We start from the raw sequence: 16,021 nt of genomic DNA on the forward strand, positions 1-16,021 counted from the left end.
CTGTGTGTATACACAACCGTTAGTCATGTTTCATCGGCATCAAGAACCCGGCCAAGCCGGGTTCTTGCCGGCACTGGCAAGCGCAACACCGGCCCTCCCTGTGCCATTCCATTCCCCCCACCCTTGCCGCCGCAAGGGAGCCTCGCTGATGCTCGTCAGTGGCACAGATTGAACGCCGTGTATCAATTCACGCGTCTACCATCCGAGCTGCAGGCGGTGTGGGATGAGCTGGGCATCGCCCCGGACATCCTCACCGCCAAGCGCCTGTTGGTGTTCGACGAGGCCGAAACGCTGGTCGATGCCGAAACCGGCGACGACGGGCGCGTGTGGCAACTCACTCCGGCTGCTGCGCAAGCGTGGCAGGCCATGCAGGCTGCGGCAGCTGGTGAGGACATCGTGCTGCGCATTGCCTCGGCCTATCGCAGCAGCGCGCGGCAGGCCGAGCTGATCCGCCGCAAGCTCGACAACGGCAATACCATTGACGCCATCCTGCAGGTGCTGGCGCCACCCGGTTGCAGCGAACACCACACCGGGCGCGCGGTGGATATTTACACCCCGGGCGGCCCGGTGGCCGAGATCGGCTTTGCAGAGACCAATGCCTTTGTATGGCTGAATGCCCATGCAGCCCGTTTCGGCTTTACGCTGTCCTTCCCCGAGGGTAATTGCTACGGCTATGTCTACGAGCCGTGGCATTGGTGTTATCGGGCGTAGCAATAAGAAACGGCACCAGATGGTGCCGTTTTGCATGCCGGCGCGTAGGGTGCAACAAGCGCAGCGCGTTGCGCCACTTCCAATGCAACGGCTACGGCGCATTACGCTACGCTAATGCGCCCTACGCGGGTTGGGCTCACTGATTGCTCCTCCACGACGGGGAGAGTGGTGCGGGATCACACAAGGGGCGAGCTGGCCTACCGTTCACAATTGCACAGGATGCCCGGCCGTGCCGGGCGCTTGGTAAAGCACCACTGACGCGTAGGGTGCAACAAGCGCAGCGCGTTGCGCCACGTCCAATGCAACGGCTACGGCGCATTACGCTACGCTAATGCGCCCTACGCGGCTGAGCAATTGAAAACGGCACCTGTTGGTGCCGATTTTACGATGCGTGTTCCATGCCACTGACGAGCCTCAACGAGGCTCGCTCGCGACGGCGAGGGCGGGGGTGTCAAACAGGAGAGCACCGCTGTCTCACTCGCCACTAGCCGCTGGAACCCGGCTTGGCCGGGTTCTTCGTGACAGTCGATCAGCTACGATCTTTTGCCGGAACCCAAAGGCACTCCCCTCAAAGCTCGCCAATGAAGTCATTCTTGCCCAGCGGCACGCCCACATGGCGCAGGATGGCGTAGGTGGTCGAGACATGGAAATACACATTCGGGATGGCAAAGTGCAGCAGATAGAACTCGCCTTCCAGCGGGTGGTCCTGCATCCACGGCAGCACGACTTCCTTGCCCTTGACCTCGCCCAGCGCATCGGCCGGAATGCCGTTCAGGTAGTCCAGCGTGGTGGCAATGCGTGCCTTCAATTGCGCGAAGGTGGTTTCGTCATCGGCAAATTTGGGCGCAGCAATGCCCGACAGCCGCGCGATCGAGCCCTTGGCCTGGTCGGTGGCAATCTGGAACTGCTTCACCAACGGCAGCATATTGGGGTAGAGGCGGGTTTGCAGCAGCACGGTTTCGTCGATCTTGCCGGCGCTACAGAATTCCAGTGCCTTGTCGATGAAGGCAGACAGATTGCCCAGCATGCGGATGTAGGTGGGCAGGGCGATCTGGTGGTGGGACAGACTCATCGTTGCAACTCCTGATAGGGGGCAGAGGGATGGGGCATACCCGGTTCAAACGATATGGCACCGGGTTTCGCCGACGGGCGGCTTGATCTTTTGTCAGAAACGACCCGATATTGAAATCAGGGCGTGCGGAAATTGTTCAAGCTTGCAGCAAGCAAAGATTGTGAACCGCTTCCGATATTACGCTCCGGAGGATAACAATATGCGTTTGGCCATCCATCCCGTGTGGAGCACCACAACTTCACCACAAACCCTGCGCTACGGCTTGTATGCCGTAGGGGTGCAGGGCGAAAAAGAACTGGCACGTGCAGACAGCATGCCCGCCATCGAACAACTGCGTGAACGCTTGCTCAACCGCAAACGCAAAGTCCGTTTCTAGGCATCTGCCCCGCAGTCAGGCTTCCCCACCTGCAGCACGAATCCGGCAAGGCCGGGTTGCCGGTGGAGCAACGCGCTCAGCCCAGATTCAAGGCATCCAGCGTTTCCATCGCGCCGCTCAACGACGGCTGTTGCAACAACCAGGCCGCAATCGCATCGGCCGATTGCGCTGGCGTGCTGTCATCGCTGTTCACTTCAAAATCGTAAATCATCCGCTCGTGCACGCGCGGGTGTTCCCAGGCGGCGAGGCCTGCTGCGCGGTCGCCGCGTTGCTGCTCGCGTGCCAAGGCGACTTCAAGTGAGCAATGCACGCCGATCAGTGCCTGGTGATAGCCAGCCAGCTCGGTCAGCAATTCGCGCTTCTCTTCAATATCACACCACGCATTGTCGATGATGAGTTTGAGCCCGGCTTGCAGCAGGCCGGGTAGTGCGTAGTGATAACCACGCACCAGCGATGGCCAGTGATAACCGCTGCGCTCGATGACTTCGCCACGCTGCATCTTGTGCAGATCGCTGGGCGGCAGCGCATACAGCACGCTGTCGATGCTGAAGTTCAGATATTGCTCGGGCAACTTTTCCTGCAGCGCGTGCGCCAGCGAGGTCTTGCCGGACGAGCTGTTGCCATTAAGGATGATCACCTGCGGCAAACTCATGCTCGCTCCAGTTGTTTCACGTGAAACATGCCGGCCAGCTGCCGTGCACGCGCTTCAATATCATCAGCGCCAAACAGCGCACCGATTACCGCTATGCAATCAGCACCGGCCTCAACCACCTGTGCGGCATTGGCGGTGTCGATACCGCCGATGGCCACCGCCGGCACGCCCAGCGCGCGCGCCTGCGCAAACAAGGTCAGCTCGGCACGCACCGCCAACGGCTTGGTGCCGGATGCAAACACCGCGCCAAATGCCACGTAATCGGCACCGGCCGCCACAGCTTGCTGCGCCAGCGCCAGCTGGTTGTAGCACGATGCACCGAGAATTTTTCCGGCCGGCAACTGCGCACGCGCAGCGGCCAGATCGCCATCATCGCCGCCCAGGTGCACACCGTCGGCATCGACGGCTAGCGCCAGTGCAAGATCATCGTTGATGATCAGGCTGGCGCCGTGATTGCTGGTCAGTGCCCGCAGCGCGCTGGCCTGCTCCAGCGCCTGCGCCGGTGTAGCCAGTTTGTTGCGGTATTGCAGGATGGTGGCACCGCCACGCAGCGCTGCATCGCACGCCGCCAGCAGACGCTTGCTGTCGGCCCAGTCGGGCGTAATGGCATACAGGCCGTGCATCACTGTACCGTGCCCTTGCTGCCGTCATCGTCCGGCTGTGCATCGTCGCCGGCAGCGGCCTCGTCGACTGCGGCAGCCAGGTCTTCATCGCTGGGGCGCGCCCAGAACATGCGGTCCGGAATGATCTGGCCCATGCCGGGGCGGAAGCCGTTGCTCAGCGTCTGCCAGGTGTATTCCTGCGCATCGCGCACCGCCTGGCTCAGCTCCACGCCGCTGGCAATGGCACCGGCAATGGCGGCGGCCAGCGTACAGCCGGCGCCGTGGAAGCTGCCGGGCAGCCGTTCCCAGCTATCGGCACGCACGCGACCATTGCCGCTGAACAGCGTATTGCTGACCTTGGGCGTGTTTTCGTGCGTGCCGGTAATCAATACATATTCGCAGCCGCAGTTGAGCAGGCGTTGCGCGGCGGCATCCAGCGGCAGCTCGACTTGCTCGTCGGCATCGTCGCTGCCCAGCCGGCGCGCCTCCACGCTGTTTGGGGTAACGATAAGGGTGTGCGGCAGCAGCAGTTCGCGCAGCGCACCCACCAGCTCGTCGGTGGAGAATTCGTCGCTGTCGTTGCTGGTGGAAAGCACCGGCTCCAGAATCAAGGGGATGTCCGGATAATCAGAGGCGATCTCGGCAATCACGGTCAGGTTTTCCACGCTGCCGACCATGCCGACCTTGATGGCATCGATGCGCATGTCTTCCAGAATCAGCCGTGCCTGGTCTTCCAGCCAGTCCGGTTCGACCGGCTGGAATTCCTGCAGGCCGGCGCTGTCCTGCACGGCAATGGCGGTCACCACGGGCAGCGCGTGGCAACCCAGCGACGCCAGGGTGAGGATATCTGCCGTCAGGCCCGTGCCGCCGGATGGATCATTACCGGCAAACACAAGTACGAGTGGGGGAGTGGGATTCATGCCGGCAAGAAATGATGGGGTTTGGAGTAGAATTCCGATTCTAAACCAGCCAGGAATGCGATCCGAATGAAAAAGTACATGTGTTTGATTTGCGGCTTCATTTACGACGAAGCCGAAGGCATCCCGCAGGATGGCATTGCCCCAGGCACGCAGTGGGATGACGTGCCAATCAACTGGACCTGTCCGGATTGCGGCGCGCGCAAGGACGATTTCGAAATGGTCGAGATCTAATCGGGCCGCTGCAATCAGCCCATCTGATGACGGAGTTGTGGATGAAGAAGTTTTTGTCGGCGACCGGTGTCGCCATTGCGCTCACGCTGGCCTTTGCCGGTTGCCAGAGCGTCAGCACCACCAATAGCGGCGCCACCGGCGTAACGCGCAAGCAGAACATGAGCACCCTGCTCAGCGAGCAGGATGTCGAAAAGATGTCGGTCGCGTCGTACAACGACACCCTGAGCAAGGCCAAGGCGCAAGGCGTACTGAACAGCAACACCGCCATGACCGCCCGCGTGCGCGCCATTGCCAACCGCATCATCCCGCAAACCGCCACCTTCCGCCCCGATGCGGTGAAGTGGAACTGGGAAGTGAACGTCGAAACCAGCAACGAGCTGAACGCCTATTGCATGGCCGGCGGCAAGATCATGTTCTACTCGGGCATCATCACCCAGCTCAAGCTCACCGATGATGAAATCGCCCAGATCATGGGGCACGAAATCAGCCACGCGCTGCGCGAGCACAGCCGCGAGCGCATGAGCGAGGCCTATAACAAGCAGCTGGCCATGCAGGGTATTTCGCTGATTACCGGCGGCAAGTACGATGATTACGCCGGCGTGGCCGATCAGCTGATCCAGGTGGGCTACAGTCTGCCCAACAGCCGCACGCATGAATCCGAGGCCGACATGATGGGGCTGGAGCTGGCAGCACGCGCCGGCTACAAGCCGCAGGCCGCCATCACGCTGTGGCAGAAAATGGCCGCCGCCAGCCAGGGCAAGCCGCCGGAATTCCTCTCCACCCACCCGTCCGACGCCACGCGCATCCGCGATCTGCAGGCCAAGATTGCCGACGTGCAGCCGCTGTACGATGCCGCAAGCAAGCAGCTGGCAGCAGCCCAGCCGGCCCCGACCACCAAGAAGAAGAAATAAGCATGCTGTGGGTCAAGGCGCTGCACATCATCTTTGTGGTGAGCTGGTTTGCCGGCTTGTTCTACCTGCCACGGCTGTTCGTCAACCACGCCATGGTTGACGACGCCGCCACGCGGCAGCGCCTGACCATGATGGAACACAAGCTGCTGCGCTTCATGACCCCGCTGGCCGTGCTGGCCATCGCCTTCGGCATCTGGCTGTGGTCGTACTACGGCTTTGCCGACGGCGACGGCTGGCGCTGGATGCATGCCAAGCTCACCCTGGTGGGGCTGCTGGCCGGCTATCACGGCTGGTGCTGGAAGATTTACCGCGACTTTGCCAACGGCCAGAACCGGCACAGCCACGTGTGGTATCGCGTGTTCAACGAGGTACCGGTGCTGGCGCTGTTTGCCATCGTGATTCTGGTGGTGGTCAAGCCGTTTTGAAGAGCGCCGCCCGAGCACTGATCAATACAGCAAAGCATGCGGGCCGCCTGATTGGTCTGCTGCTGTTGTTTATCGTAGCGGCGGTACTGCTTGCGGCTGGCATCAACCAGTTTGACGAGCCTCTCGCACCGGAAACCCAAGTATGGCTGCAAGCACCCGGCGTCGATCACGATGCCGGTAACAACGGTTACTACTATCTGTATGGTTTTGCCAGCGGCAGCGCCAATCCGCATGCTGAAGGCAAACTTCAGCTTGAACAAGACCAGAGCGCTGGCGAGGCGCTGAAAGTCATCGGCACCCCACCGAAATGCCCTATCAAGAACGGACCCTGCCTTGATTATATGCTGAGCCATGCCAGCGACTATCAACAGGCAGTGGCCAACAATCAGCCATTGCTCAAACGCTATGAAGCACTGATTGCGTATTCCGGCTTTGAAGAAAAGCTGGTTTCCATGGATACATTGCCCACACCGGGATATGGGCCAGCAATGGCCAGTGCAAAGCTATATCTGGCCCAAACCGCGCTCGACATCGCGGCCAGCAAGCAAAACGCAGCTGATCACTTGCTCAAGCATCTCTCCTTCTGGATCAAAGCAGAGCAGGGCAGCTATTCGCTCATCAGTCTGATGGTGGCAACAGCCCAATTGCAGCAGGCCACCATTGTGACCAAAGAATTGCTGGCGCATTATCCCGCCCAGCTTGCCGGCCAACGTCCGGCGTTGCTGGCACTGCTCAAGGCCCGCAGCCAACGATCTACAACTGACTTGATGGCGCATGCCATGCGTGGCGAGTATTTTCTGGCTGCCAATCTGCTCAAGATCAAGGCAGATGCTGATAGCCGCCAAACCATCAATGAGGCCGATGACCAAGCAATACCAAGCTGGCTTGGTCGCCTGCTCTTCAAAGGGTTTTATCAACAACATGCCACACTGAACCGCATGCGTGCCGTCTATGCCGATCAACTACGTTCGGCCAAACATGCATGTTCAGCAAGCGACTATTTGCAGCCTATCAATCCCATCGGCAAATTCATGGTTTGCGATATGTTTGATCCGACCTCATACGCGGATCGATTGAGCAATACACAGCGGATGGCAGCGGAACTTGCCAAACAACTGGAAAATACGCCCTGATGGCCACCGAAATCGAACGCAAATTCCTGCTCGCCAGCGATGACTGGCGCAGCCTTGCCCACAAGGCCACGCGCATTGCGCAGGGCTATCTGAATACCGATCCGGCGCGCACCGTGCGCGTGCGCATCAAGGGCAGCCAGGGTTTTCTCACCATCAAGGGCAAGAACGAGGGCATTGCGCGCGCCGAGTTTGAATACGAGGTGCCGCTGGCAGACGCCGAAGCCATGCTGGCGCTGTGCCCCAACGTGCTCGACAAAACCCGCCATCTGGTCGAATTTGGCGGTTTTTTGTGGGAAATCGATGAATTTCATGGCGATAACGCCGGTTTGATCGTGGCCGAAATCGAGCTGCCCGCGGTCGACACCACGTTTGCCAAGCCGGAATGGCTGGGTAACGAAGTCTCTGGCGATGCGCGCTATTACAATAGTGCGCTGTCCAATCACCCCTACACGCAGTGGTCCTGAACATGAGCAAGAACGAACAGCTTTTTGAACGCGCCCGCCAGCATATTCCCGGCGGCGTCAATTCGCCGGTGCGCGCTTTTGGCTCGGTCGGCGGCACGCCGCGCTTTTTCAGCAAGGGCGAGGGCGCCTATGTGTGGGATGCCGACGGCAAGCGCTATATCGATTACGTCGGCTCGTGGGGCCCGCTGATTCTTGGCCATGCCCACCCGGCGGTGATCGAGGCGGTCGAGCGCGCCGCACGCAACGGCCTGAGCTTTGGCGCACCGACCGAGGCAGAAATCGATCTGGCCGACCTGTTGTGCGAGCTGTTGCCATCCATGCAGCAAGTGCGGCTGGTTTCCAGCGGCACCGAGGCGACCATGAGCGCGATCCGCTTGGCGCGCGGTTTTACCGGCCGCGACAAGCTGATCAAGTTCGAGGGCTGCTATCACGGTCACGCCGACAGCCTGCTGGTGAAGGCGGGCTCGGGCCTGCTCACGTTCGGCAATCCATCGTCGGCCGGCGTGCCGGCTGCGGTGGCAGCCGATACCATCGTGCTGCCGTATAACGACGTGGCCGCGCTGCAGGCCGTGTTTGCCGAGCAGGGCAGCCAGATTGCCGCGCTCATCGTCGAGCCGGTGGCGGGCAATATGAACCTGGTGCCGGCCAGCGCCGAGTTTGTCGCCGCCATGCGCCAGCTCACGCAAGACCATGGCGCACTGCTGATTTACGACGAAGTGATGACCGGGTTCCGCGTCGGCCTCGGCTGCGCGCAGGGCCTGCACGGCATCACGCCGGATCTGACTTGCCTCGGCAAAGTGGTGGGCGGGGGCATGCCGCTGGCCGCATTCGGCGGCCGTGCCGACGTGATGAACAAGCTGGCGCCGCTGGGCCCGGTATACCAGGCCGGCACTTTGTCGGGCAACCCGGTGGCCGTGGCGGCCGGCATGGCCACCTTGAACATCCTGCGTCAGCCCGGCTTTTATGCACAGCTGGCTGCCAATACGCAGCTGCTGTGCGATGGTCTGACCGATGCCGCGCGCCAGGCCGGCGTGGCATTCTGCGCGCGTGCTGTGGGCGGCATGTTCGGCGTGTATTTCAGCGCCGAACCGCCGGCATCCTATGCCGATGTAATGGCATCCGACCGGGCTGCCTTCAACCGTTTCTTCCACGCCATGCTGGAAGAAGGCGTTTATCTGGCACCGTCGGCCTTCGAAGCGGGCTTTGTCTCGTTTTCGCATACGACCGTTGATCTGCGACAAACGGTGGAAAGTGCCGCCAAAGCGCTGCTCGTGCGTTAAAAAACGCTTTACCGAAAAAAACAGGCCCGTTGCTCTTACTGAGCAGCGGGCTTTTTTCTTACATGGATACGCCCCATCTTGGGGCGTATTTCATGCACACCTTTGTTACATGCCATATGGAATGTGCATTTGCAGCATCTGCTACATAAAACTCATTATTTCATTCAACGTAATACTGATTTAAATTATAAATCAGCCAAACGCTTGTCCTGCGAAAATCCACTTTTATCCATTGAACCAAGAGATTGTGGGGCTGGTGATATAGCGTGAAGTAACCGCTCATCTCACCGAGGAGCGGGCTTGAGCCACGAAAATATTAGTTTATCATTGCAACCTAATATTAGATTTGGCTTGATCAGCCCGACCGCCTGAAAGCGCCTGCATGGCAATCGGCAAGATCAAAACAAGGAAGAGATGACAATGGCTAAGCTGGACAACAACGCGACCGCACAGGCCGGGTTCACCTTGATTGAACTGATGGTGGCCATTTCGGTCGTGGCCATTCTTGCCGCGATTGCCTTTCCGGCCTACAGCGAATACGTGCGCCGCGGCAAGCTGGTGGAAGCGCCGACCGAGCTGGCTGCGTCGCGCCTGCGTATCGAACAGTATTACCAGGACAACCGCCAGTTCAATTCGGGCAGTGGTACTACCTGTGGCGTGAGCATGACCTCCACCTCGCAGAATTTCAGCTACACCTGCACCGCAGGCAGCACGAGCTACACCATTACGGCCACCGGCGTGACCGGCAAGCAAACTGCCGGTTTTACCTACACACTCGACCAGGACAACAACAAGAAGACCACGCTGTTCAAGGGTACGACTTCGTCGAAAACCTGCTGGATGCTGAAGGGTAACGAATGTTGAACCATATGAACCTGCGCCATACCCGTGGCTTCACGATGGTCGAGTTGGCCATCGCCATTGCCATACTCGGATTGCTGTTTGCATTTGCAGCACCGTCGGTCTCGACCATGATCCGCAACACGCAAATCCGCAATGCGGCCGAATCGATCCAGAACGGCCTGCAACTGGCGCGCACCGCTGCGCTGCGGCAGAACCGCAATGTCAGTTTCTGGCTGGTCAGCAGCACCGATCCCAAAAACCTCGACAGCAGCTGTACCACCAGTGCCACCGGGCCCTCGTGGATGGTCAGTGTCAATGATCCGACCGGCAAATGCGATATCACCGTGTCGGACAGCACCGATCCGATGACGGTGGACAAGCACGCTGCCGGCGAGGGCAGCCTCAACACCGTGCTGACCTCGCAACCGACTTCAGGTGCCGACCGCGTCACCTTCAATGGTTTGGGTCAGCGTATCAGCGGCAGCAATCAATACACGCAAATCAACATCGCACTGAACAACGCGTCCAGCGATGACCGTCCCATGCGCATCGAAATCGGTACCGGCGGGCTGATCCGCATGTGTGATCCATCCGTCACTGCCAGCACCGATTCACGCCGTTGCCTGTACTGAACGGAGCAAGACCATGAATGCAACCATTTCCATCCGCAATCAACAAGGTTCCACCATCCTCGAGGCCCTCGTCGCCATCCTGATCTTTTCGATCGGCGTGCTGTCGGTTGTGGCGCTTCAGGGGGTGATGATGCGCGATGCCAGTGCATCGAAGTATCGCGCCGATGCCTCTTTTCTCAGCTCCGAACTGATCGGCCGCATGTGGGGTGATACTGCCAACCTGGCCAAGTATGACACTACCAGCGGCGGTACTTATCAGCCGCGCACCGACTGGGTGAACAAGGTGGCAGCCAATCTCGTCAACGGTTCGGCCACCGTTGCCGTCACCAATACCACCACGGGCGCGGTCACCAAGAGCGATGTGATCATCACCGTGTTGTGGACACCGCCCAGCGACGTACAGCACAAGTTCGTCACCTCCACCTCGCTGATCAAGCAGTGAGTACCGCCATGCACACGCGCAAGCAGACCGGCTTCACCATCGTCGAACTGATGGTCGGCATTACCCTCGGGCTTTTGAGCACGCTGGTGGTGATGCAGGTATTTTCATCATCCGAAGGCCAGAAACGCACCACCACCGGCGGCTCCGATGCCCAGACCACCAGTTCGCTGGCCTTGTACACGCTGGAACGCGAACTGCGCGGTGCCGGTTACGGCTTGACCAGCAACCAGTCCATGGTGGGCTGCAACATCAAGGCACGCTACGGCGGCACAACCAACACGCTGGCCTTCAACAGCCCGGTGGTCATCACCGATGGCGCCAGCGGTGCGTCGGACAGCATACGCATTTTCAGCGGCACTGCCGCCGCCGCTGCCATGCCCGTCCAGCTGCGCGACGACATGCCCGACTCCTTGTCATCCAGCACGTTCAAAAGCTTCTTCCCGGGTGGCATCAATAATGGTGACCTGGTGGTATTCATTCCAACCCCCGTCAGCAGCAGCACCTGGTGTTCGGTGATCCAGGCCACGCAAGACGGCAAGAACAGCACCAACGGCAACATCTCGCACGTTGCCACCAGCTCGGCGCCATATAACGACGCATCCACCAACATCTTTCCCAGCGGGGGCTACAAGGCCAACGACTATTTCGTCGATATCGGTCAGCTGGTCGATCACACTTATTACCTTGATCAGACCACCGGTACGCTGAAAATGGATACCCGCGATCTATCCGGCGCTGCGGCCACCACCAGTGAAGTGTTCTCGCAAGTGGTCAACATGCAGGCCAAGTACGGCAAGGATACCAACGGCGACAACACCGTCGATGCCTGGAACAACAGCACGCCGGCCACCGCAGCCGCCTGGCTGCAAATCCGTGCTGTGCGGCTGGCCGTGCTGTCGCGCAACAGCCAGTGGGACAAGAATGTGGTGACCAGCACGGCCCCCAGCTGGGATTGCGCAGATAGCGGCGATGCCAACTGGAGCAGCAGCAGCAGCAAGTGCACCTTCACCATGCCCAGCGGCACCGACTGGCAACACTACCGCTACAAGGTTGCCGAAACCGTCGTTCCCCTGCGCAACATGATCTGGAGCCAATGACCATGATGTCCAACGGCCCCCTTACCTTGCGCAGCATGCGCACACAGCAAGGCATCGCGCTGTTTCTGGCCCTGATCGCGCTGGTGGTGATGACGCTGGCTGCCATCGCCCTGGTCAAGTCTGTCGACAGTGGCACGCTGGTCATCGGCAACCTCAGCTTCAAACAGGCAGCAGTCGTCGCTGCCGATCATGCAGCCGAAGATGCCGTCAGCTGGCTGCAGACCAATGCCACCGGCACCACGCTGGACAGCAACAACACAGCCGCCGGCTACTACGCCACCTATCTGGCCGACCTGGACCCGACCGGCAACTCGACCAAGACCGGCCGCGTGATGGTCGACTGGGACAACAACAACTGCAATGGCTACTCCGGTACTTGCATAGACCCGGTGTCCACCACCACCACGTCGGACGGCACCACGGTCAGCTACCTGATTTCCCGGCAGTGCACACTAACCGGCAGCGTAAACGCCACCAACCAGATGTGCAGCCGGCCGGGCACTTCGTCGTCTGCCAACAACCAGGCGCGCAATTCAATAAGTTACAACGAATACAGCTTCAACCTGTCGTTCAGCGGTCCCTACTACCGGATCATCGTGCGCGCCAAGGGCGCACGCAATACGGTCAGTTACACCGAAACGTTGATGCACATGTAAGTGGTTGATGGAGCACATGATGAAAACCAATCCCTACCAGCTGACCCGCATCGCTGCCGCATTGCTGGCGCTTTCAGCCATCAGCACCGGCGCACTGGCAGCCCTTACCGATATTTCCGATCAGCCGATCGCCTCGACGGGCACGGTGGCCGCCAAACCCAACATCCTGTTCATACTTGATGATTCGGGCAGTATGGATGATACCGTGCTGCCCGATGGGCTGGAGACCACGGGCTACTGCTATGGCTATTCGGGATACAACCATATTTTCTATGATCCCAATACAACCTACGCCGTACCAGTCACCTCAACGGGTGCCAATCTGAATGCCAGCTCGCCAACAAGCTTCACCCGCGCCTATGTGAACGGCTACGATACCACGGCGGGTACGGTCGACCTGTCAAATACAGCCAATCTGCCCACGACACCGAATCAGGTACTGGACAATCCAAGCTGTACCCGCCGTTGCACCTATCACACCGGGCCGGCTTTCTATTACGCAACGGATAACGGCAGTGCCGCGAATGTTTGCGATGACGACAGCAAGTACACGCCAGTCACCTCGCTCAGCACCGCCGCGCAGAAACTCAATTACGCCAACTGGTATTCCTACTACCGCAAGCGCATCTATTTTGCCCGGGCTGCGGCATCGTTTGCGTTCCAGCCACTGGATAACAAGTTCCGCGTTGGTTTTACCACCATCCACGCCAATGATCCGACCGATTTCCTCAATGTAGCTGATTTCGACAGCACGCAAAAGAGTACGTTCTACAGCACAATGTTCAGCACCGCGCCAGGAAGCTCTACCCCACTGCGCGGCGCATTGTCGATTGCTGGTCGCTACTATGCAAAAAAACTGGCGAATCAGACCTATGACCCGATGCAGTATGCCTGCCAGAAAAACTTTACCATTCTCTCCACCGACGGCTACTGGAATACCGCTGACGAAACAGGTGCCCGCAGAGGCTACAAACTGGATGGCACAAACTGGGTAGGCAATCAGGACAGCGGCCTGGATGTCCCTTACAACGACAAGCTCAATGCCCGCGATACCACGGGCGTATCAAATTCGCTGGCCGACATCGCCGCGTACTACTACAACACCGACTTGCGCACATCAGCGCAGGGCAATTGCACCGGCAGCGTCACCGGCGTTTCGGTTTGCTCGGACTCGCGCGATACCAAGTACGATACGCAGCGCATGTACACCTATACCATCGGTCTGGGCCTGAACGGCAATCTGACCTATGTCGATGGCTACGATACCCCTGCACAGGGTGATTATCTGAAAATCCTCCAGGGCACAAAATTCTGGGGAGACCCGATCAGCAATACAACCTATGCCCGCATCGATGACCTGTGGCATGCCGCGGTCAACGGTCACGGCCACTACTACAGCGCCAACAACGCCAATGAGCTGGCTACTTCGCTCAACGATGCGCTGGCCAAGATCAATGCACAAACGGGCTCCTCATCGGCGGCGGCCACATCCAATCTGGAACCGGTACAAGGTGACAACTTTGCCTATGTGGCAAGCTATCGCACACAGGAATGGTATGGCGATGTTCTCTCCTCCACCGTCGATCCCACGACAGGGGCAGTTGCATTAACAAATGACGCCAATGGCTTTCCCATTCCAGGCACCTATGTCTGGTCGGCGCAAGCCCAGCTGGACCCGCTCGCCGGCGATGGCACCGACAGCCGCACCATCTATTTCTTTGACAGCACCCAGACCAGCAAGCTCAACAGCTTTACCTACGCCAATCTGGACGCCACCAAAAAAGCCTATTTCAGCAATGTATGCGTGTCGCCATACAAACTGACCCAATGCACCGGCATGAGCTCAGCCAACCAGACCATCGCCAATTCGGGCGACAATATGGTGAAATATCTGCGCGGCCAATACAGCTACGAGGGCGGAGTGGCCGGCAAAGACGAACTATATCGCCCGCGCACTCACCGTCTGGGTGATATCGTCAATGCCAGCCCGGCATTTGCCGGCAAACCCAAGCTGCCGTATGGCGATACCGGATACTCGGACTACATCACCGCACAAGCAAGCCGTGCCGGCACGGTCTATGCCGCAGCCAACGACGGCATGCTGCACGCCTTCAATGCCAGCAACGGCAACGAGCGCTGGGCCTATATCCCCACCGCCGTGATGCCCAATCTGTACAAGCTGGCCGCCACCGACTACCCCAGCAATCACCAGTATTTTGTTGATGGCTCACCTGTCGTCGGCGACGTCTATTTTGGCAGCGCATGGCACACCATTCTGGTGGGCGGCCTCGGCAAGGGCGGCAGATCCTACTATGCACTCGACATTACCGACCCGACTGCCCCGAAAGCACTGTGGGAGTTTTCCGATACCAATCTGGGCTACAGCTATGGCAATCCCGTCATTGCCAAGCTGCGTGATGGCACCTGGGTAGTCATGGTCAGCGGTGGCTACAACAATGCCGACGGCAATGGTCACCTGTTTATCGTCAACGCCGCGACCGGCGCCAAAGTTACCGGTGGCGATATCCAGACCTACACCAGCGGCAGCACACCGGCCGGCACCAGCGGCAGCCCGAGTGGCATGGTAAAAATCGAAGCCTGGGTCGACAGCCAGACCGACAACACTGCCCAACGTGTCTACGGCGGCGATCTGCTGGGCAATGTCTGGCGTTTCGATATCAACGACATCATCGCCCCAAGTGGCAAAGAAGCCATGCTGCTGGCCAATCTGAGCATCAGCAGCACCCCGCAACCCATCACAACACGCCCCAGAGTGGCAAAAGGAACTTATGGTGGTAGCGATTACAACTTTGTCATGGTGGCCACCGGCAAATATATGGGTCAGAGCGACCTGACCAGCACTGCGCAGCAGAGCGTATACGGGATCAAGGACACGCTGGGCAGCACCAGCCTGGGCAATTTCCGTTCACGCTCGGATGTCGTCAGCCAGACGCTGACCAATGCAACCATCGGCGGCAAATCGGTATTGACCGTGACCCAGAATCCAGTGGACTGGAGCAGCAAGATGGGCTGGTATTTTGACTTCCTTGCCACCGGCGAGCGCTCGAATATTGAAATGCAGCAACAATTCAATATCCTGTCGGTGATCGGCAACGTGCCAGGCAGCTCGACTTGCGTGGCAGGCGGCGGTTATGCAAACAAATACTTTGTCGACATAATGACCGGTTCCAGCCTGTCAACCAGTGACAACAACATCATTGGTACCCGTCTGGATACCGATTCGCTGATTGCCGGTCAGACACTGGTGAAAGTGGGCGACAAACTGGTCAACATCACCACCTGCACCACCGGCTGCGTGAAGGCAGAAAGCGTGCCGGCCATCCCAGCAGCTGCCGGGGATTCACGCCGGATCTCGTGGCGTGAATTGGTGAACTGAGCAAACTGTACCAAGATAAGAGCCTGGCGTTTGCCAGGCTCTTTTTTATGCCATGCGGGTTCAACTACTTAATTTATTCACAGCCATACTCTGTTCGCTGGCGCTGCACATGGCCGTGCTGGCGCTCGCACCGACGCGTGTGGTCCCCCCCCCCGCCAAGGCTGTCGCGAGCAAGCC

At 59.2% G+C, this 16,021-nt stretch carries 18 protein-coding genes; 14 read left to right on the plus strand and 4 right to left on the minus strand.

Going from position 1 to position 16,021, the window contains the following annotated elements; all coding sequences use genetic code 11:
• Window positions 1–177 precede the first annotated feature (177 nt).
• Window positions 178–711: a M15 family metallopeptidase gene (locus tag B9A19_RS05610; protein ID WP_139798676.1), complete on the plus strand. Its 534-nt coding sequence runs from the start codon at window positions 178–180 to the stop codon at window positions 709–711.
• Between the two features lie 568 nt (window positions 712–1,279).
• Here the strand turns inward: B9A19_RS05610 and B9A19_RS05615 are convergent.
• Entirely contained in the window at window positions 1,280–1,783 is a 504-nt protein-coding gene (locus B9A19_RS05615) for a DUF1993 domain-containing protein (protein ID WP_084089747.1), read from the minus strand.
• Between the two features lie 199 nt (window positions 1,784–1,982).
• Between B9A19_RS05615 and B9A19_RS22485 the strand changes: the two genes are divergently transcribed.
• Window positions 1,983–2,159 carry a hypothetical protein gene (locus B9A19_RS22485; RefSeq protein ID WP_176216798.1) on the plus strand — a complete coding sequence of 59 codons (177 nt, stop codon included), beginning with the start codon at window positions 1,983–1,985 and terminating at the stop codon, window positions 2,157–2,159.
• A 76-nt stretch (window positions 2,160–2,235) separates the two neighbouring features.
• On the opposite strand, the gene B9A19_RS05625 is transcribed toward B9A19_RS22485, so the two are convergent.
• From B9A19_RS05625 to thiD, 3 genes are read right to left on the minus strand one after another with little or no spacing between them, the layout of a single operon-like run.
• Complete coding sequence (locus B9A19_RS05625) at window positions 2,236–2,811, minus strand: chloramphenicol phosphotransferase CPT family protein (protein WP_084089750.1); 576 nt, start codon at window positions 2,809–2,811, stop codon at window positions 2,236–2,238.
• On the minus strand, window positions 2,808–3,434 hold the full coding sequence (gene thiE, locus B9A19_RS05630) for a thiamine phosphate synthase (protein WP_084089751.1): 627 nt from the start codon (window positions 3,432–3,434) through the stop codon (window positions 2,808–2,810). Before thiE ends, B9A19_RS05625 begins: the two co-directional genes overlap by 4 nt.
• The gene (thiD, locus tag B9A19_RS05635) at window positions 3,434–4,333 is read right to left on the minus strand and encodes a bifunctional hydroxymethylpyrimidine kinase/phosphomethylpyrimidine kinase (protein ID WP_084089753.1); all 900 of its coding nucleotides are present in this window, start codon (window positions 4,331–4,333) and stop codon (window positions 3,434–3,436) included. Before thiD ends, thiE begins: the two co-directional genes overlap by 1 nt.
• A 66-nt stretch (window positions 4,334–4,399) precedes the next feature.
• On the opposite strand from thiD, the gene B9A19_RS05640 reads away from it, so the two are divergent.
• The 12 genes from B9A19_RS05640 to B9A19_RS05695 all read left to right on the plus strand — a co-directional run bounded on the left by B9A19_RS05640 (window position 4,400) and on the right by B9A19_RS05695 (window position 15,844).
• The gene (locus B9A19_RS05640) at window positions 4,400–4,564 is read left to right on the plus strand and encodes a rubredoxin (RefSeq protein ID WP_084089754.1); all 165 of its coding nucleotides are present in this window, start codon (window positions 4,400–4,402) and stop codon (window positions 4,562–4,564) included.
• 41 nt (window positions 4,565–4,605) lie between these two features.
• Window positions 4,606–5,475 (plus strand): M48 family metallopeptidase, encoded by an 870-nt coding sequence (locus B9A19_RS05645; protein ID WP_084089756.1) that lies wholly within the window; start codon window positions 4,606–4,608, stop codon window positions 5,473–5,475.
• A gap of 2 nt (window positions 5,476–5,477) precedes the next feature.
• Window positions 5,478–5,900, plus strand: coding sequence for a CopD family protein (locus tag B9A19_RS05650; protein WP_084089758.1), 423 nt, complete (start codon window positions 5,478–5,480; stop codon window positions 5,898–5,900).
• Complete coding sequence (locus B9A19_RS05655) at window positions 5,897–7,033, plus strand: hypothetical protein (protein WP_084089760.1); 1,137 nt, start codon at window positions 5,897–5,899, stop codon at window positions 7,031–7,033. The genes B9A19_RS05650 and B9A19_RS05655 overlap by 4 nt, the downstream gene beginning before the upstream one ends.
• Window positions 7,033–7,497, plus strand: a complete 465-nt coding sequence (locus tag B9A19_RS05660) for a CYTH domain-containing protein (RefSeq protein ID WP_084089761.1) — start codon at window positions 7,033–7,035, stop codon at window positions 7,495–7,497. The genes B9A19_RS05655 and B9A19_RS05660 overlap by 1 nt, the downstream gene beginning before the upstream one ends.
• A 2-nt stretch (window positions 7,498–7,499) precedes the next feature.
• Window positions 7,500–8,777: a glutamate-1-semialdehyde 2,1-aminomutase gene (gene hemL, locus B9A19_RS05665; RefSeq protein ID WP_084089763.1), complete on the plus strand. Its 1,278-nt coding sequence runs from the start codon at window positions 7,500–7,502 to the stop codon at window positions 8,775–8,777.
• 420 nt (window positions 8,778–9,197) lie between these two features.
• Window positions 9,198–9,641, plus strand: coding sequence for a type IV pilin protein (locus B9A19_RS05670; protein ID WP_084089764.1), 444 nt, complete (start codon window positions 9,198–9,200; stop codon window positions 9,639–9,641).
• Window positions 9,635–10,252: a GspH/FimT family pseudopilin gene (locus B9A19_RS05675; protein WP_084089892.1), complete on the plus strand. Its 618-nt coding sequence runs from the start codon at window positions 9,635–9,637 to the stop codon at window positions 10,250–10,252. Before B9A19_RS05670 ends, B9A19_RS05675 begins: the two co-directional genes overlap by 7 nt.
• 13 nt (window positions 10,253–10,265) lie before the next feature.
• Window positions 10,266–10,694: a type IV pilus modification PilV family protein gene (locus B9A19_RS05680; RefSeq protein ID WP_084089766.1), complete on the plus strand. Its 429-nt coding sequence runs from the start codon at window positions 10,266–10,268 to the stop codon at window positions 10,692–10,694.
• An 8-nt stretch (window positions 10,695–10,702) separates the two neighbouring features.
• Window positions 10,703–11,791: a PilW family protein gene (locus B9A19_RS05685; protein ID WP_084089768.1), complete on the plus strand. Its 1,089-nt coding sequence runs from the start codon at window positions 10,703–10,705 to the stop codon at window positions 11,789–11,791.
• Between the two features lie 2 nt (window positions 11,792–11,793).
• Window positions 11,794–12,447: a pilus assembly PilX family protein gene (locus tag B9A19_RS05690; RefSeq protein WP_139798677.1), complete on the plus strand. Its 654-nt coding sequence runs from the start codon at window positions 11,794–11,796 to the stop codon at window positions 12,445–12,447.
• Between the two features lie 19 nt (window positions 12,448–12,466).
• A complete protein-coding gene (locus tag B9A19_RS05695; RefSeq protein ID WP_176216799.1) occupies window positions 12,467–15,844 on the plus strand; it encodes a pilus assembly protein in 3,378 nt (1,125 codons plus the stop codon).
• Window positions 15,845–16,021 lie beyond the last annotated feature (177 nt).

Source organism: Andreprevotia lacus DSM 23236 (assembly GCF_900176275.1).
Taxonomy (GTDB): domain Bacteria; phylum Pseudomonadota; class Gammaproteobacteria; order Burkholderiales; family Chitinibacteraceae; genus Andreprevotia; species Andreprevotia lacus.

Excerpts from the sequence above, each read along its gene's own strand:
- B9A19_RS05640 (WP_084089754.1), top strand. The coding sequence starts at position 4,400 with ATGAAAAAGTACATGTGTTTGATTTGCGGCTTCATTTACGACGAAGCC.
- thiE (WP_084089751.1), bottom strand. The coding sequence starts at position 3,434 with ATGCACGGCCTGTATGCCATTACGCCCGACTGGGCCGACAGCAAGCGT.
- B9A19_RS05660 (WP_084089761.1), top strand. The coding sequence starts at position 7,033 with ATGGCCACCGAAATCGAACGCAAATTCCTGCTCGCCAGCGATGACTGG.
- B9A19_RS05690 (WP_139798677.1), top strand. The coding sequence starts at position 11,794 with ATGATGTCCAACGGCCCCCTTACCTTGCGCAGCATGCGCACACAGCAA.
- B9A19_RS22485 (WP_176216798.1), top strand. The coding sequence starts at position 1,983 with ATGCGTTTGGCCATCCATCCCGTGTGGAGCACCACAACTTCACCACAA.
- B9A19_RS05670 (WP_084089764.1), top strand. The coding sequence starts at position 9,198 with ATGGCTAAGCTGGACAACAACGCGACCGCACAGGCCGGGTTCACCTTG.
- thiD (WP_084089753.1), bottom strand. The coding sequence starts at position 4,333 with ATGAATCCCACTCCCCCACTCGTACTTGTGTTTGCCGGTAATGATCCA.
- B9A19_RS05680 (WP_084089766.1), top strand. The coding sequence starts at position 10,266 with ATGAATGCAACCATTTCCATCCGCAATCAACAAGGTTCCACCATCCTC.
- B9A19_RS05615 (WP_084089747.1), bottom strand. The coding sequence starts at position 1,783 with ATGAGTCTGTCCCACCACCAGATCGCCCTGCCCACCTACATCCGCATG.
- B9A19_RS05650 (WP_084089758.1), top strand. The coding sequence starts at position 5,478 with ATGCTGTGGGTCAAGGCGCTGCACATCATCTTTGTGGTGAGCTGGTTT.
- B9A19_RS05695 (WP_176216799.1), top strand. The coding sequence starts at position 12,467 with ATGAAAACCAATCCCTACCAGCTGACCCGCATCGCTGCCGCATTGCTG.
- B9A19_RS05645 (WP_084089756.1), top strand. The coding sequence starts at position 4,606 with ATGAAGAAGTTTTTGTCGGCGACCGGTGTCGCCATTGCGCTCACGCTG.
- B9A19_RS05625 (WP_084089750.1), bottom strand. The coding sequence starts at position 2,811 with ATGAGTTTGCCGCAGGTGATCATCCTTAATGGCAACAGCTCGTCCGGC.
- hemL (WP_084089763.1), top strand. The coding sequence starts at position 7,500 with ATGAGCAAGAACGAACAGCTTTTTGAACGCGCCCGCCAGCATATTCCC.
- B9A19_RS05675 (WP_084089892.1), top strand. The coding sequence starts at position 9,635 with ATGTTGAACCATATGAACCTGCGCCATACCCGTGGCTTCACGATGGTC.
- B9A19_RS05685 (WP_084089768.1), top strand. The coding sequence starts at position 10,703 with ATGCACACGCGCAAGCAGACCGGCTTCACCATCGTCGAACTGATGGTC.